Below are 16,734 nucleotides of genomic sequence, written 5' to 3'. Positions count from 1 at the left end.
GTGATAATATAGACAAGACATATACAAATTAAGTGACTGCCGTCAAACAAATAGTTGGAGGTTTTTTTAATGTCTAGCAATTATTCAGATGCAAAATCCCCATGGAGTTCCATTACTGGTCCTAACTTAGGGTACATAATGGAAATGTATGACCTGTATCAAGAATCACCGGAATTACTTGATCCAGAATACGTTGAGCTTTTCAAACAGTATGGGCCACCTGTTGAAGCAACCACAGGTCAACAAACTGCAGTTGCAGAAACTGTTGAACCTAATAATTTCCAAAAAGTCTTGGCTGCTGTTCAATTGGCTGAAGCAATCCGCGCTCATGGCCATCTGGCATCGGATATCTATCCGCTGAAAGATCAGCCCAAAGATACTTCACGTCTGGAGCCTTCTACATACGGCTTGACTGAACAGGATTTAAAAGAAGTACCGGTATCATTACTTCTGACTAATGCACCAAACGGCATTGCAAACGGTCTGGAAGCGGTTAATTATTTGAAATCGCTTTATACGGATAAAGTCGCTTTTGAATTTTCCCATGTAATCCAGCCGCAGGAACGCAGCTGGCTGCAAGAAAAAATTGAAGCTGGGGAAGTCAAACCCAAGTTGGATGCAGACAAAAAGAAACAAGTCTTGGACTTGTTGACGCGTGTAGAAGGCTTCGAGAAGTTTGTACATCGCACGTTTGTCGGCCAAAAACGCTTTTCTATTGAGGGCGTGGATTCACTTGTTGTGTTGATGGATGAACTGGTCCGACTTTCTGAGTCTGCGGGCACTCAAGACATCATGATCGGAATGGCGCATCGCGGCCGTTTAAATGTGCTTACGCATATCTTGAACAAACCGTATGAAATGATGTTTGCCGGTTTTGCGCATGTTGGAGATGACGCATTCCTTCCAGAAGACGGCTCACTTCAAATCACCAAAGGCTGGTTCGGGGATGTAAAATACCATATGGGCGCAGCCTTTAAATCGGAAAAAGGGACAAGTATCAAACTTGCCTATAATCCCTCACACCTTGAAATCGTCAGCCCGATCGTTGCAGGACAGACACGTGCGGCGCAAGAGCTTACGGATAAACCTGGTGTAGCAGCTATGGATCCTAATAAATCCTACTCGATTCTTGTTCACGGGGATGCGGCATTCCCTGGCCAAGGCATCGTGACTGAAACGTTGAACTTCAGCCGTGTTAAAGGCTACCAGACAGGTGGATCAATCCACATCATCGCCAATAACCTGATCGGCTTTACGACAGAGCAGTTTGATTCAAGATCGACGCATTATTCTTCAGATCCTGCAAAAGGCTATGAAGTTCCTGTTATCCACGTCAATGCAGATGAGCCAGAAGCGGTTGTCGCTGTGGCACGGTTGGCGTTTGAATACCGTGAGAAATTCGGCAAAGACATTCTGATTGATTTGATCGGTTACCGCCGTTATGGCCATAACGAAATGGATGAGCCGTTGGTGACAAACCCAACGATGTACCATGGCATCCACCAGCACGATACAGTCCGTGAAATTTACGGAAAACAGCTGTCAGCAGAAAACGTATTAGCTGAAGACGATGTTAAACAGCTTGATGCAGATATACAGAAAGAAATGCAGGAAGCTTACGATAGAGTCAAAGAAAATAAATCTGCGGATTTCCCGAAAGTCGAGATTCCTGACGGCGTCTTGAATGGCTATCCTGAAGTTCCGACAGGCATCGACAAAGATGTTCTGACGAAGATGAACGAAGAATTGCTGTCTTGGCCAAGTGATTTCTCTGCATTCGGCAAGTTGGCGCGCATTCTGAAACGCCGTGAAGATCCGTTCAACGGCAAAGGCAAGATTGACTGGGCACATGCTGAAACGCTTGCATTCGGTACGATCCTGCAAGAAGGCAATCCGATTCGTTTGACTGGCCAGGATGCGCAGCGCGGAACATTCGCTCATCGCCATCTTGTACTGCATGATGAAAAGAACGGCAATGAACTTGTGCCGTTGCATCACATCTCAGATGCTAAAGCATCGTTTGTCGTCTACAACAGCCCGCTTAGTGAAGCATCTGTACTTGGCTTCGAATATGGCTACAATGTTGAAAACGACAAAGCGCTTGTCATCTGGGAAGCCCAATACGGCGATTTCGCCAACATGGCACAGATGATGTTCGATCAGTTCATTTCAGCGGGACGCGCAAAATGGGGACAAAAATCCGGATTGGTCATGCTATTGCCGCACGGCTATGAAGGACAAGGACCTGAGCACTCGAGTGCCCGCTTGGAAAGACACCTTCAAATGGCTGCTGAAAACAACTGGACGGTTGCAAACCTTTCAAGTGCAGCAAACTATTTCCACATTTTACGCCGTCAGGCTAAAATGCTTGGAGAAGAGTCGATTCGCCCATTAATCATCGTTTCACCGAAATCGTTGCTTCGTCACCCTCTAGTTGGTGCGGATGTAGCTGATTTGACAGAAGGCAACTTCCAGACAATCATCGAACAACCGAACATGGGCAAAGATGCTAAAAAAGTGAAACGCATTCTGTTTGCGAGCGGGAAAATGGCGATTGATTTAGCAGAACGGGTAAAAGATGGAAAAGGCTACGAGTGGGCGCATATTGTCCGCGTCGAGCAGCTGTATCCATTCCCATCCGAAAAAATCAAAGCCATCGTTGACCGTTACCCGAATGCCAAGGAATTGGCTTGGGTACAGGAAGAGCCTCAAAACATGGGTTCATGGACATTTGCGGATCCATACCTGCGTGAAGCGGCAGACGGCAAAGAAGTGAAATATTACGGACGTATTCAGCGCCAAAGCCCTGCAGAAGGCGATGGAGAAGCGCATAAAGTTGAACAAGCACGCATCATTGATGAAGCATTAGCTAAATTGTAAGGATAATCTAAGGAGGAATTTTTTGTGGCAGAGATCAAAGTACCAGAATTAGCAGAATCGATTACAGAAGGAACAATCGCTCAGTGGCTTAAACAGCCAGGCGAAACAGTTGAAAAAGGAGAATTCATCGTTGAATTGGAAACGGATAAAGTTAACGTTGAAGTTATTTCCGAAGAAGCTGGAGTCGTTCAAGAACATTTAGCGCAAGAAGGCGATACAGTTGAAGTTGGACAAGTAATCGCAATCGTCGGCGAAGGTTCTGGCGAAGCTGCAGCACCTAAAGCTGAAGAAGCTCCACAAAAATCCGAAGAACCAGCTAAAACAGAAGCTCCTGCAACTCAAGAGCCTGTTGAAAAAGATCCAGCGGCTGAAGAGCAATCTTCTTCTGACCGGACAATCGCAAGCCCTGCTGCACGCAAATTAGCACGCGAAAAAGGAATCGACTTGGCTGCTATCACGCCAGTTGACCCAATGGGCCGTGTACGCGTTCAGGACGTAGAAGCTCACGGATCAAAACCGGCTGCAAGCGCTCCTGCTGCAAAAGCGGAAGCACCAAAAGCTGCAGCTCCTTCTTCTGATGAAGAAAATGGCCGCATCATCCGTGAAAAAATGACAAGACGCCGTCAAACGATTGCAAAACGTCTGCTTGAAGTAAGACAATCAACTGCCATGTTGACTACATTCAACGAAATTGACATGACAAACGTGATGGCATTGCGCAGCCGCAAAAAAGACCAATTCCTTAAAAATAACGACGTGAAACTTGGCTTCATGTCATTCTTCACTAAAGCTGTTACAGCTGCATTGAAAAAATACCCATATGTCAACGCTGAATTGGACGGGACAGATGTCCTTCTGAAACAGTTCTATGATGTCGGGATTGCTGTTTCAACTGAAGAAGGCCTTGTTGTACCGATCGTTCGCGACACGGACAAAAAGAACTTCGCTGAAATTGAAGCAACTATCGGTGAACTTGCGACTAAAGCACGCGATAAAAAGCTTTCAATTGCTGATATGTCAGGTGGTTCATTCACGATCACTAATGGTGGGGTATTCGGATCATTGATGTCTACACCGATTTTGAACGGAACACAGGTTGGTATTCTTGGAATGCACACAATCCAAAAACGTCCTGTTGCTATCGGCGACGAAGTCCAAATCCGTCCGATGATGTACGTTGCACTTTCTTATGATCACCGTGTCATTGACGGAAGCGATTCTGTAGGCTTCTTGAAAATGGTTAAAGATATGATCGAAAACCCTGAAGATTTGTTGCTTGAATCTTAAGAATTGATCACTCTGATAGTCCTGCATTGCAGGACTATCTTTTTTTTGTCATCATAAGGATAAGAACAGCCTAAAGGCGGTAGAAATCCATGGATATCTCATTTTTTATTGAATTAGTGAAGGAATACGGTTATTTCAGCATGTTCGTCTTTAATTGGCTGTTGCTGTTCGGACTGCCGATTCCCAATGAAGTGGCTGCGGCATTTTCAGGCGTGTTGACGGAAATCAGTTATTTTAAGCCGGTCTATGCTTTTCTTTCCGCTTATTTGGGTTTGGTCACCAGTAATACGTTTGCCTACTTTATCGGCCGCAGTTTGGGGCACCGGCTGTTGAACCGATTGAACAAGACGCGCCTGCATGGCCCAATCAGCCGCTTTAGTGCTTTTCTTGAAAAGCATGGGGAATGGGCGATCGCTTTCAGTTTTTTCCTGCCGGGAATCCGTTGGGCTATGCCATATGTCGTCGGAGCCAACCGCTTTCCATTTATGCGCTATTTGATGTTTGCTTATACAGCCGGCTTTGTCTGGATGTTCATCTACTTTAATATTGGCAGGATGTTCCCTTATGCTTATCAGACCATTCTTGAACACCTGCAGGGTTTTTTGGTCTTGGTGTCGGTCCTTATTGTAGTAGCGGCCCTGCTGCGCTATTTGTATAGCGCAAAGTTTACGAAAAAGTGAAACGTCTCGAAAATTAAGGTGTTTTATCTTTTAGGTATATCGGTGGTGCAGGAACAATAGATTTTCAGGAGCCGGTTTGAAATTAACCGGGGTTTTCCTTATACTGAAGGATAGACAGATAGAAAAGGATGAGGACGATGATTCACAACGAATGGCTGGAAAAAGAAACAATCAAAACGGTCACATGCAAACATACCGACGCAGCTAAGTTTTTGGTTTCCAATGTGCTGACTGTAGGCAAAGAATACGAAGTGAAAAACGAAACCGAAGAATTCATTTTTGTCGTGGATAACACGGGCAAAATTGGCGGATTCTACAAAACGTATTTCGAGTGATCAAAAGAAATCTTCAGCAATAGAGAGAATTTTTTCCATTGCTGCCCGTTAATGCGGGACAACCGAATAGCGGCGACTTTTGCCGGTACAATTGGCTGCTGCCAGCCATAAAGAATGTCAAAAAGCCGATGGATTCACATCGGCTTTTTCTGTGGAAAGAAGGAATAAGAATGTCATTGATTGAACAGGATATCACGAAGCGTAAAGAACGGAGACATGAAGATTACACTAAATTAATCGGAAAGCCGGGTTATATTGCTCCCGATAACCATCTCTGGCAGGATATTCTGTCAGCAGTGGTATTGCGCAAGCCTGTATTGCTGAAAGGGCCGACCGGAGCAGGCAAGACCAAGCTGGCTGAAAGCATATCGGCTCTTTTCGGACAGCCGATGCAAAGCATCAACTGCTCGGTTGACCTCGATGCTGAAGCGCTATTGGGCTTTAAGACTTTGGTGCAGCGGGATGGCCAAAGCGTTATCGAGTTTGTAGAAGGGCCTGTCGTAACTGCCATGAAAAAAGGCCATTTCCTATATATTGATGAAATCAATATGGCCAAAGCCGAAACGCTGCCGATTCTGCACAGCGCGCTGGATCATCGCCGCATGATGACCAATCCGTTTACCGGAGAAGTGATTGAAGCCCATCCGGATTTCGGCGTCATTTCAGCGATCAATGAAGGCTATATCGGCACGGCACCGATGAATGAAGCGTTGAAGAACCGCTTTATTGCGTATCCGATTCCTTATTTGACCGGCCAGCAGCTTGCAGAGCTTTGGAACCGTGAATTTCCGGATGCAGACGCAACTCTGAAGTCGTTTATGCTGAATCTGGCGGAAGACTTGATGAAGCAAGTGAAGAATGGTTTGTTGTCGGAAGAAGCCGCTTCGATCCGCAGTTTGCTGGATGCTACGGCACTGGCCCAATACATGGATCCGCTGCGCGCCGTGCGATACGCGATTGCCGAAAAGTTGGAAGATGAAAGTGAACGCGATTTGTTCATGGACTTGGCTCATACTTGGAAAAAGTAGGTGGAAAAGATGGCATCAGTCAATCGCTTTATCCAATTCAATAACGAAACCATCGATACGAAAATGCTTCATCAAATGGAGTTGCTTGCCGGTGCGTTGGCGGATGCCCCTTATTTGAAGTTGACGACACGCAAATTGGTGGAACTGCGGCCATCTGAATCCGCCATGTCCATCAGTGTGTTTTGGCGGCACCGCACAAAACGGATCGAGCGCAACGGTTACTTGTCGGATATCTATTTGATGGCAGCAGGCTATTGGCGCGATTTCAGCTTCGGTGCATGGCGCCGTTTCAAACAAGTGGATACCGCTTTGCCGAGTTTAAGGGAACAATTATTATTGTGTGCAGAAGAGTTTCGGCTGTCCGAGAAGATAAAAGCGGCACGTCCCGGAACGGCTGCAGCTTTCGATACGAGGGAAGCTGTTTACACCGATTATCACGAAGATCAATTCCAGCAGAATCTGAAAAAAGGCTTTACAAGCGATTTGTTGATCAATGCGGCTTATTTGAGTTTGCGCGGTGTCGAAGTGAATGCTGGAGAGCGTTTCAATGCTTTATCATTCATCTGGACCGAGTTATTTGATGCAAGAACGACGATGGACTCCGTAAAAGTAGTGAATCGGATTATGGACCGGGTTGAATTTCTGCTGGAGTCGGATGCTTTGCATACGTACTACACATTTGGCGAGGCAGCAGATAAAGCTCCGCCGTTTCATTATCACGAAGGCATTGATGCCGAAGAGTCAGAAGAACCTGAAGAAATTGAGACCATTGAGGAATGGTTCCAAGCCTGGCACAGGGAGACTGAAAAGAGCGAAGCGCCAGCAATGGAGTTTGAGCTCGAACGTGGAGATTCCCAATTGGCAGAAGGCGGCAGGGAAGAAGAAGGCACAGCAGACGTCCAACAGACCGCCAAAGGAGATTCAAGCGGAGAACATTTGGAAGACAGTGATGCAGAAGATCGGCAGATGGCAAGCAAGCCGAAAAAAGCGGAAGGTCGATTCGGATCTGCCAATGATCAGGTCGTATACCACGAGTCCAGGTTGCTGGCAGAAAGAGACCATCGCCTGGAGATCGAAGCCTGGCGAAACAAACAAGCACCGTATGTGCGGGCTTTGCTGAAAGAATTGAAAAAGCGCATGACGCAAAGGCAGGAAGGAGTCCGCAGCAATTTGAACGCAGGCAGGCTGTCGAAAAAACTGATGCCGTTGGTGATTGAAGAACGGCCTAAACCTTTCTACCGGAAAACAGCGCCTTCCAAAGAACTGGATGCGGTCTTCTGTCTGTTGATTGATGGCTCGGCTTCCATGATCGACAAGCTGGATGAGACCAAGCAGGCTGTCCTGCTTTTCCACGATGTGTTAAGAGGCTTGGATGTGCCTCATGAAATCGTCCTGTTCTATGAAGATGCGTACGAGGCAAGTGATGCCGAACAGCCGAATTATTTTCAGTGGATGCATAAATTCGAAGACCGGGGCAGAGACCATGCACAGGAAATTGCCTCACTGGATGCGCATGAAGACAATCGGGATGGTTTTGCCATACGCTGGATGAACAGCCGGCTGAAACGGCGGACCGAAAAACACCGCTTTTTACTGGTCTTTTCCGATGGGGAGCCATCTGCCTACAATTACGCTGAAAACGGCGTAGTGGATACGGCAAACGCTGTTTCGGAGGCGAAAAAGCAAGGCATTGAAGTGCTGCATCTGTTTTTGAGCGGCGATTCCATTACAGAAGAACAAGCGGCGTTTTACCGGATGATGTATGGCAATAAATCCGTCAGTGCCGATTCTCTCGAACAATTTGTCGAACAGACGCTGCGCCTGCTGAAAAGGAGTTTGCATCTGGTGATCCAGGCGGGATGATTTTTCATTGTTTCCGGCTAATACGGGCCTTTTCGAAGATTGACTTCCAATATAAGGATTTACTTTCCGACAAGCATAAAATACTTTCCAAAATAGCCGGAATACTTTCCGTTGGCACTCAAATACTTGCTGAATCTGTTGAAATACTTTCCATACAAATAAAACACAGAAAAAAATCCCCGGAAGCGATGGAGCTTCCGGGGATTTGCTGTTATTGGTTGTTTTCATTGCCATCGTGGATCGCCAGAAGGCGCTGTTTCAAGTCTTCTTCCATGCGGCCGATTTCGAGCTCGGCGGCTTTGCGGTTTCTGCGGCCTTCCGCTTGGATCTTCAATGTTTCTTCGATGGTTTCGAGCAGGTTTTCCTGCGTTTTCTTCAACGTATCGATTTCAACGATGCCACGCTCATTTTCACGGGCAGTTTCAATCGAATTCATCTTCAGCATCTCAGAGTTTTTCAAAAGCAGGTCATTGGTGGTAGACGTAACTTGTTTTTGCGCTTCGACAGCTTTCATCTGTTTATTCAAGGTCAACGCAATGGCGATTTGGTTTTTCCATAATGGAATCGACGTCATGATGGATGACTGGATCTTTTCCGCCAAGGTTTGGTTGGTCTGTTGAATCATTCGGATCTGCGGTGCGCTTTGGATGGTGATTTGGCGCGACAGCTGCAGGTCATACAGCCGTTTTTCCAGACGGTCGACATATTGCATCATGTCGTTGACTTCCTGATAAACCATTTGATCCTGAGAACTCTCTGCTTTTTTGCGGAGGGCAGGGATCGTTTCGCTCATGATTTCATCGCGCTTCAATTCAGCAGCAGCGATATAGACATTCAATGCCTGGAAATACGTTTTGTTCTGGTCATAGAGTTGCTCAAGCATCTGGACATCATCAAGCAGTCCGCGTTTGGAATGGTCGAGCTGGATGCTGATGCGGTCGACTTGTGTGCTGAGCTTCTGGTATTTGGTCATCATTTCCTGAACTGAATACTTGGCTTTCGAAAAAAGCTTGCGGATGCCTGATTTTTTCCCTTGCGTCAATTCTTCAGGATTCAGTTCTTCCAGTTTCTTCATTAGATCGTGGAGCACGTCACCGACAGGGCCGATGTCTTTGCGCTGCACATGATCGAGCATTTTATGCGAAAACTGGCTCAGCTGATTTTGGGCATTGGCACCGTATGTGAGAATCGCTTCGTTATTGCCGACGGGAATTTGCTTGGCGAGCTCCCGTGCTTTCGCTTGCTCTTCTTTCGTTAAGCGATCCATTAAAGCGACAGGGCGCCCTTCTGCCTGTTCAGCTACCGACTGCTCCTGCTTTTCCAATTGCATGCCAAAAGGCGATTCCAATAAATCATCCAATTCACTTCGAGTTGATGGTTTCTCTGTCATCTTCCACGTCTCCCTCGTGTTCAGGCTCTGGCTGAACGAGTAATTTCTGTTGCTTGTTATTGTGCTTATCGACAGCCAATTGGGCGTAATCCAATTCCATACGGAGTCTTTCGACATCGCTGGATAGAACTTGCTTCAGATCTTGTTCCATCACTTTATTGAGCGACAACAGCATTTCCCGGGTGTCCTGCAAAGCGACGCGCATGTCGCGGTCTTTGACAGGCTGCCCAACCAATAAAGTGTATTTCTCCGTCAATTCAATCGCTGAATCCAGATGGGAATAGAAGAACGGCTCAGCCAAGTAGAATTTTCTGGGGTTTTGTTGGACCACTGTAATGATTTTATTCGCAATCTTTGTCATATCCATCAATTGCTTGAAAGATGAAATGGAACGGACTTTATAATAATTGCTTTGAAGCTGTTTGATTTTATCTTTGCCTTCTTTTATCTGGTTTCTGACATTTTTAAATTCACTGCGGGTCATCCCGAGATTTTTGGAGTCTGATGAGAGTTGAACTTGCTTGATGGTCGTGTTGCTGGCAAGATAGGTTCCAGCTGCCACGGCTCCAGATGCGATCAATCCGATCTCTGCACCCAAATAAAGGACCGGAAACATCACAGTCATGAGAGGCAGGCTGACGGATTGCCTTTTGATGAAATTTTCAATCGGCTTTAAGGGCTTCATGCAATGGACCTCCTTTATTGCTACTTAACTATACGTCCTGGACACCGAAAAGTTTCGTTTCGGTGCTTGCTCTACCTTATATTTTACGTGAAACTGCATGTCAATACAAACTTTCGAATCTCTTGAAAATATCATGCAAAACGCTTTACAAGCTGTAAAATATTTGGCAAAATGCTAATTAGGAAGAAATGGGGCTGGAACTATGCATGAAATTGTCTACACTCGAGCAGATTATGAACCTTGGTGGATGTTTGATGACTGGAAAGAAAAAATCGTCTCTCTTCAACAATTCTCTTCTGACGAGGAAGCACAGCGTTATTTGGAAGAACAGAAGCAGGCTTTCAGTCTGCAATTTGCCAATCATGAAAAACGGGATTTAGCTTTTGATGCTTACTGGAATGAGGAAGAAATGGAATATTGCGAAAAGTGCGAAGAAGATCTGCAGATTTTTCATAGTCTTATATGGCTAGTGGATGGGGTTCCAAAGATAAGTTTTTAGATTTATTTGACTTTTGTAGTCAATTTGCTATACTGATAGTAACAACATGAAATCTTGACCAATTACCGCTATTCACGCATTCCCAAAAGTGATCAGCAAGTGATGGTACTTTTGGGAATATGTGAATTTTTTTATTTGAAAAGATTCCATATTGAAAATTTTTTTACCACAGGAGGTAATTTACATGCAAGAAGGAACAGTAAAATGGTTTAACTCAGAAAAAGGCTTCGGGTTTATCGAAGTTGAAGGCGGAGACGATGTATTCGTACACTTCTCAGCTATCCAAGGCGAAGGCTTTAAAACACTTGACGAAGGACAACGCGTTGAATTCGAAGTTGAAGAAGGAAACCGCGGACCACAAGCTACTAACGTAACTAAAGTCTAATGTCCAAGAACCACTCTCTCCAGAGTGGTTCTTTTTTTGCATCAATTCAGCGAAAATCCTGTATGCTTTTCCTGCTCCGGGTTCTTTATTTCATTCTACTCCTTTCTTTAAAGAAGTGAAGGAAGTCCATTTGTTCCCGGTTCTTGCCGTGAAGGTTTTTATTCAGACTTGTCAGGGTATAAATAAAAGACTGGATAACGAGAATATGGGAGGTTTTAAGTATGGAAGGCAAAGTAAAATCGTTTGATGAAACCAAAGGTGTAGGCATGATTACTGGAGACAACGGCGAAGATTTCTTTTTCGAAGAGATCAATATCAATGTAGATGGCCTCCGGAAACTGAATCCTGGACAACCGGTGAAATTCACCGTCTATCAAGGCGTAGCCGATAAAGAGCGTGTAGCGACAAATGTAACATTGGTATTCTGATGGTCAAGCCAAAAGTGATAGTTGCACAGAAGTAAGATGGAGGGGGGACATTCAAATGACGAATGAATACTTAAAAAAACCGATGCCAAGCGAAGAAAAACAACAGGATTTCTACCAGAAGCTCCGGGCGAAAGTCCAGAAATGGGTAGACAATAAACCCGGAGTGGTTGGAACAGTCAGCGGATATGTTCTTTTCGCTCCAGACCTTTTTCACTTGCTGACGAAGATGATGCTGGACGGACGGATTGATGCGAAGAGCAAAGCGGCAGTTGGTGCCGGTATTATGTATTTTATCGCACCGATTGATTTTATGCCGGAAATTCTTGTAGGGCCAGGCGGATTTCTCGACGATGTTGTCGTGGCCGTATTTGTCATCAATACGCTTTTAAATAAATTCCCGACAGAAGTCATCACCGAGCATTGGGCAGGAGATGAAGATTTATTGGCGCTTGTCAAAAAAGTCTCCAACTCAGGAAATAAATACGTTTCCAAATTGCCTGCAGGCCGTTTAGTGAAACGTTTCACCAAATAAAACCAACAGGCAAAGCCAAGGATGTGAAGACATCCGCGGTTTTGCCTGTTTTTCTGTATTAAAAAAGCAACAGCCCTGCTCGTTTAACCGAGCGGGCTGTTGCGGGTAGTTGGATTAGTTGGTGATGCCTTGTGTATCTTTCCATTCCAAAAATTCATCATAAGTCAATTGCTTGTCGAGGATCGTTCCGTCTTCACGGATTTCAATCACGCGGTTTGCAACTGTCTGGATAAACTGATGGTCATGGGAAGTGAAGACCATAGCGCCTTTGAAGGCGATCATGCCATTGTTCAAAGCCTGGATCGATTCAAGATCCAAGTGGTTGGTCGGTTCATCCAATAACAGGACGTTAGCGTGCGACAGCATCATTTTTGAAAGCATGCAGCGTACTTTTTCGCCACCGGATAAAACAGAAGGTTTCTTTTTCACTTCTTCGCCGGAGAACAGCATTCTGCCGAGGAAGCCGCGAAGGAAGGTTTCGCTTTCGTCTTCTGGTGAGTACTGGCGAAGCCAGTCGACCAATGACGTTTCGCTTCCTTCAAAATAGGAAGTGTTGTCGATCGGCAAGTAAGCGCGTGAAGTCGTAACTCCCCAGCGAGCCGAACCGGATTCCGGTTGGTCTTCTTCTGCGAGAATACGCAGAAGCGCTGATTTTGCAAGCGGATCACCGATCAAGACGATTTTGTCGTCTTTGTTTAAGTTAAAGCTGATATTGTTCAATAATTTATTGCCGTCAACAGTTTGGCTGACATCTTTGACAGTCAACACATCGTTGCCGATTTCCCGGCCGATGGTGAAGTTGACGAACGGATACTTACGTGAAGAAGGGCGGATATCATCCAGCTCGATTTTATCAAGCATTTTCTTCCGTGACGTCGCTTGCTTCGATTTCGAAGCGTTTGCGGAGAAGCGGGCGATAAAGGCTTGAAGCTCTTTGATCTTCTCCTCTTTCTTCGAGTTTTGATCCGATGCCAAACGTGTTGCCAATTGGCTTGATTCGTACCAGAAGTCGTAGTTTCCTACATACAATTGAATTTTTCCGAAGTCAAGGTCGGCAATATGCGTACATACTTTGTTGAGGAAGTGACGGTCATGCGAGACAACGATGACGGTGTTGTCAAAGTTGATCAGGAATTCTTCAAGCCATTGGATGGCTTTCAAGTCCAGATGGTTGGTAGGCTCATCCAGCAAGAGAACATCAGGTTTGCCGAACAAAGCTTGTGCCAAAAGCACTTTCACTTTATCGGAACCGGAAAGTTCGGACATTTTCTTGTCATGGAGGTCTTCAGAAATGCCAAGGCCCTGCAACAAAATAGCCGCTTCAGATTCAGCTTCCCAACCGTTCAATTCAGCGAATTCGCCTTCGAGCTCGGCTGCACGCATCCCATCTTCATCAGAGAAATCCTCTTTCATGTAGATGGCATTTTTCTCGGACATGACTTCATATAATTTCTTATGTCCCATAATGACGGTTTCCAGAACCGCGTACTCTTCGTATTCGAAATGGTTTTGCTTTAGAACAGCAAGGCGTTCGCCTGATCCCATGTAGACATTTCCGGATTGCGCTTCAAGATCACCTGACAGAATTTTGATGAACGTCGATTTGCCGGCACCATTGGCACCAATCAATCCGTAGCAATTGCCGGGGTTGAATTGAATATTTACATCTTCGAATAGTTTGCGGTCACCAAAGCGAAGACTCACATCATTTACAGCTATCATTTATACGTACCTCCTAAATTTCACAATAAGAAGAGTATACCACGAAATCCACGGAAATCGATAGCAATCGCCCGTGGTCTCGGATAAACTAAAAATATAAGCTTATTTTACCTCGTTTTGCGTTCCAAATAAGCTTCCAACAATCCAAGTTCCTTGTTAAGCAAATACTCCATCCGAACATATTCGCGCCGCCCGGGAATATGTTCGGGGGTTAGGCCTTTCATCGAATAGATAAAGTAGTAGCCGCCGATTTGGCGGAACAAGACAACGACATGCGGAAACTCATCGAAAATCGCTTTTATGTTATAGCGTTTTGCGTAACTCCAGTTTACGAGCTTCATTGACTACCCGCCTTTCACACCTCCATTTTAAATGATGCAAGGGTGAGAACACAAGTTTGGCGTAAGGCATTAATTTGAAAACCATTTAAACAGTAATATGCCCGTTTAGTATAGGTAGTTGAGCTAAAGGAATAATATTTGAGACACCGCCTCGCGCTGAGAAAAAACGCTAGAGATACAGAGCCAAACAGCGGAGACTCCTTAGACAAAGCTAGCGCTGCGATGCAGGAGCACCGGTTTTTACGTAGCAGGCGAGAGGATTGGGCGCGAGCCCGCTGGGGGAAGAAGGAGTGGAAGGCAGCGGCCTGCTCCATGGAACAAGCTATACATATTTGAGTTAGTTAACAGGAGGAAAAAACGTGGTTGAAAAGCAAAAGAAATCAACATTGGGATTGATGATAGTGGCCATATTGTTCGTTGCCTTGAACCTGCGGCCAGCCATTTCGTCCATCGGCCCGATGCTCGAGCCTATACGTGCAGATTTAAATCTAAGCAATAGCGAAGTCAGTTTGCTGACGGCGATTCCGGTTTTTTGCATGGGGTTATTTGCGCCACTGGCTGTATGGTTTGGTCGGAAGTTCGGCTTAAAGCGTTCAATCGCATTATTATTAATGGCAATCGGACTGTTTACGCTAGTCAGAGGCTTTTGGCCAACTTATCCGGTTCTGCTTGGCACCGCTTTTATCATTGGTTTGGCGATCGCTATTATTGGACCTTTGCTGTCTGCCATGATTAAACGTGATTTTCCATTGCGTACTGCTGCATTGATTGGAGTCTATTCGTTCGGAATGGGACTCGGGGCGACTTTGTCCGCGGGTTTGACCGGTGTCTTTTACACGATTGCTGATTGGCCGCTGGCAATTGCAAGTTGGAGCCTTTTGTCGATAGCTGCTATCATCGTTTGGCTGCAAGTGAAACAGCCGATTGAAGTGAAAGTGGAGAGTATAGCAGGGGACAGCGCTGTCGCTTTATCGCCATGGAAAAATAAACGGGCTTGGTATATGCTGATCTTTTTCGGCTGCCAATCGGCATTATTCTTTTCTATGCTGACCTGGCTAGCGCCGATCGCCATTGAAAAAGGAATGTCGGTCTTGGCAGCCGGTGGTGTGCTGACATTAATGACTGCCGTCCAGATTGCAGGCAGCATCAGCATTCCGCAATTTTTCAATCGATTTCCTAATCGTTTCATGTGGACGGTAATTATATTGGCTTCCGGCACAATCGGGATACTGCTGCTGATGTTCGGAAGTCTCGCCACGATTTGGATCGCAGCTGCTTTTATCGGTGTTGCGCTGGGGGGGCTATTCCCGATTGCCTTATTGATGCCTCTTGATGAGACCGTTTCTGCTGATGAAGCCAATCGTTGGACGGCTATGACGCAATCAGGCGGCTATATCATTTCGGCTTTCATGCCGTTGACGATTGGCATCGTTTATGACCAGACAGGCAATCACACGATTACGTTGTTGATGCTGCTTAGTTTTATTGTGCTGATGTTCATTTTTGCTTTCCTGCTCACTAATAAGAAAGAGGCTATTTCTTGATATCCGGGAGGAAGAACTCTTTGATCGCTTTCGGCTGCAGGATAAAAAGCCAGGAAAGATACAGCGAGATCAACGGGAAAATGATGCACCAGGAAGAAACCATAGTGAATGACAGTTTTGAATTCGGAAAAAATGAAGAGAAATACCAAAAATTATAACTTAAGGTCAATAACATCGTAGTAATTGGACCGACATAAATTCTTTTGGTCAAGATAGCGAGCAGAATGCCGATTCCTATAACTATTGTCGGTAAAATCACTAATTGCATCACAATCGGGTCGATGGATTCTATAAGCTTCAATCGAGTTCCTCCCTAATTCGAATGTAAATGGGCGATTTGACGGAATAATCCGTCAATAAATGAGAGGAAAAAAAGTTGACGCTTCAAGCGTCAACTTTTTCCCAGGCATTGGACAGAAATGCATCCCGTCCGGATTCTTCACGGTCTTTTTTGTAATGCTCGGCATTTTTCTTATAAAAATCCTGATGGTACTCTTCCGCTCTGTAGAAAGTGACGGCATCCAAGATTTCTGTCACCACAGGTTTATCGAAACGCCCACTGGCATCAAGGTCCTGCTTTGTTTTTTTAGCCAGCGCCCGCTGCTGATCGTTGTGGACAAAAATAGCAGCCCGGTAGGAGGAGCCGCGATCCTGGAATTGGCCCTCGTTGTCAGTCGGATCGATCTGCTGCCAAAAAATATCCAGCAATTGTTCATACGGGAAGATATCCGGTTGGAACGTGATTTCCACGGCTTCCATATGTCCGGTAGTACCCGATTTCACCTGTTCGTATGTAGGGTTTTCGATATGCCCGCCGATATAGCCGGAAACTACCTGTTCAATGCCGTCAAACTGATCGAACGGTTTGACCATGCACCAAAAGCAGCCGCCTGCGAATGTCGCTTTTTCTGTCATAATTATGTCTCCTCTCGAATTAGTGATAACCTGTTTTATACTTTGCGGATGAGATTTTGGGCTTTTCGGCATCTTGCTGTTTATATAGGAAGAAAAGCTAATTTCTACATCATCTTTTAGTAGGTAAGAAAAATCTTACCACTCCGCTTGATTCACGACAATTAAAATGTTTTATTTACAATGAATTTACCATTGGAAATCAAAAGGTGGGCTTTCAAAC

At 45.4% G+C, this 16,734-nt stretch carries 17 protein-coding genes; 11 read left to right on the top strand and 6 right to left on the bottom strand.

Annotated elements, in window-relative coordinates:
* Positions 1–69: 69 nt before the first annotated feature.
* The 6 genes from QMA04_RS11640 to QMA04_RS11615 all read left to right on the top strand — a co-directional run bounded on the left by QMA04_RS11640 (position 70) and on the right by QMA04_RS11615 (position 8,073).
* Positions 70–2,880, top strand: a complete 2,811-nt coding sequence (locus tag QMA04_RS11640) for a 2-oxoglutarate dehydrogenase E1 component (protein WP_290185939.1) — start codon at positions 70–72, stop codon at positions 2,878–2,880.
* Positions 2,881–2,904: 24 nt separating this feature from the next.
* The gene (gene odhB / locus QMA04_RS11635; protein ID WP_191714359.1) at positions 2,905–4,167 is read left to right on the top strand and encodes a 2-oxoglutarate dehydrogenase complex dihydrolipoyllysine-residue succinyltransferase; all 1,263 of its coding nucleotides are present in this window, start codon (positions 2,905–2,907) and stop codon (positions 4,165–4,167) included.
* Between the two features lie 89 nt (positions 4,168–4,256).
* Positions 4,257–4,847: a DedA family protein gene (locus tag QMA04_RS11630; protein WP_290185937.1), complete on the top strand. Its 591-nt coding sequence runs from the start codon at positions 4,257–4,259 to the stop codon at positions 4,845–4,847.
* Between the two features lie 137 nt (positions 4,848–4,984).
* On the top strand, positions 4,985–5,182 hold the full coding sequence (locus QMA04_RS11625; RefSeq protein WP_203339575.1) for a DUF6501 family protein: 198 nt from the start codon (positions 4,985–4,987) through the stop codon (positions 5,180–5,182).
* 170 nt (positions 5,183–5,352) lie between these two features.
* A complete protein-coding gene (locus QMA04_RS11620) occupies positions 5,353–6,210 on the top strand; it encodes an AAA family ATPase (RefSeq protein WP_290185933.1) in 858 nt (285 codons plus the stop codon).
* 9 nt (positions 6,211–6,219) lie between these two features.
* Entirely contained in the window at positions 6,220–8,073 is a 1,854-nt protein-coding gene (locus tag QMA04_RS11615; RefSeq protein ID WP_290185932.1) for a vWA domain-containing protein, read from the top strand.
* A gap of 211 nt (positions 8,074–8,284) precedes the next feature.
* Here QMA04_RS11615 and QMA04_RS11610 read toward each other — a convergent pair whose 3' ends face one another.
* A complete protein-coding gene (locus QMA04_RS11610) occupies positions 8,285–9,463 on the bottom strand; it encodes a toxic anion resistance protein (protein WP_191714364.1) in 1,179 nt (392 codons plus the stop codon).
* Entirely contained in the window at positions 9,435–10,148 is a 714-nt protein-coding gene (locus QMA04_RS11605; RefSeq protein ID WP_191714365.1) for a 5-bromo-4-chloroindolyl phosphate hydrolysis family protein, read from the bottom strand. The genes QMA04_RS11610 and QMA04_RS11605 overlap by 29 nt, the downstream gene beginning before the upstream one ends.
* A 202-nt stretch (positions 10,149–10,350) precedes the next feature.
* Here QMA04_RS11605 and QMA04_RS11600 point away from each other — a divergent pair, with 202 nt between their 5' ends.
* The 4 genes from QMA04_RS11600 (at position 10,351) to QMA04_RS11585 (ending at position 11,992) form a co-directional block, all read left to right on the top strand.
* Positions 10,351–10,647, top strand: a complete 297-nt coding sequence (locus QMA04_RS11600) for a DUF1033 family protein (RefSeq protein WP_191714366.1) — start codon at positions 10,351–10,353, stop codon at positions 10,645–10,647.
* A gap of 184 nt (positions 10,648–10,831) precedes the next feature.
* The gene (locus QMA04_RS11595) at positions 10,832–11,032 is read left to right on the top strand and encodes a cold-shock protein (protein ID WP_008428384.1); all 201 of its coding nucleotides are present in this window, start codon (positions 10,832–10,834) and stop codon (positions 11,030–11,032) included.
* A gap of 221 nt (positions 11,033–11,253) precedes the next feature.
* A complete protein-coding gene (locus QMA04_RS11590; RefSeq protein WP_191714367.1) occupies positions 11,254–11,460 on the top strand; it encodes a cold-shock protein in 207 nt (68 codons plus the stop codon).
* 55 nt (positions 11,461–11,515) lie between these two features.
* A complete protein-coding gene (locus QMA04_RS11585) occupies positions 11,516–11,992 on the top strand; it encodes a YkvA family protein (RefSeq protein WP_191714368.1) in 477 nt (158 codons plus the stop codon).
* Between the two features lie 114 nt (positions 11,993–12,106).
* On the opposite strand, the gene QMA04_RS11580 is transcribed toward QMA04_RS11585, so the two are convergent.
* On the bottom strand, positions 12,107–13,714 hold the full coding sequence (locus QMA04_RS11580) for an ABC-F family ATP-binding cassette domain-containing protein (RefSeq protein ID WP_191714369.1): 1,608 nt from the start codon (positions 13,712–13,714) through the stop codon (positions 12,107–12,109).
* A gap of 107 nt (positions 13,715–13,821) precedes the next feature.
* On the bottom strand, positions 13,822–14,055 hold the full coding sequence (locus QMA04_RS11575) for a hypothetical protein (RefSeq protein ID WP_191714370.1): 234 nt from the start codon (positions 14,053–14,055) through the stop codon (positions 13,822–13,824).
* A gap of 359 nt (positions 14,056–14,414) precedes the next feature.
* Between QMA04_RS11575 and QMA04_RS11570 the strand changes: the two genes are divergently transcribed.
* Entirely contained in the window at positions 14,415–15,599 is a 1,185-nt protein-coding gene (locus QMA04_RS11570) for an MFS transporter (RefSeq protein ID WP_191714371.1), read from the top strand.
* Here the strand turns inward: QMA04_RS11570 and QMA04_RS11565 are convergent.
* Both QMA04_RS11565 and msrA read right to left on the bottom strand, forming a co-directional pair.
* Positions 15,589–15,900, bottom strand: a complete 312-nt coding sequence (locus QMA04_RS11565; protein ID WP_290185923.1) for a hypothetical protein — start codon at positions 15,898–15,900, stop codon at positions 15,589–15,591. The genes QMA04_RS11570 and QMA04_RS11565 overlap by 11 nt on opposite strands.
* 83 nt (positions 15,901–15,983) lie before the next feature.
* Positions 15,984–16,514, bottom strand: a complete 531-nt coding sequence (gene msrA / locus QMA04_RS11560) for a peptide-methionine (S)-S-oxide reductase MsrA (protein ID WP_290185922.1) — start codon at positions 16,512–16,514, stop codon at positions 15,984–15,986.
* Positions 16,515–16,734: the final 220 nt, after the last annotated feature.

It is taken from the genome of Planococcus sp. APC 3900, assembly GCF_030407735.1.
Classification (GTDB): domain Bacteria; phylum Bacillota; class Bacilli; order Bacillales_A; family Planococcaceae; genus Planococcus; species Planococcus notacanthi.
This window is presented reverse-complemented; position numbering and strand designations above follow the sequence as displayed.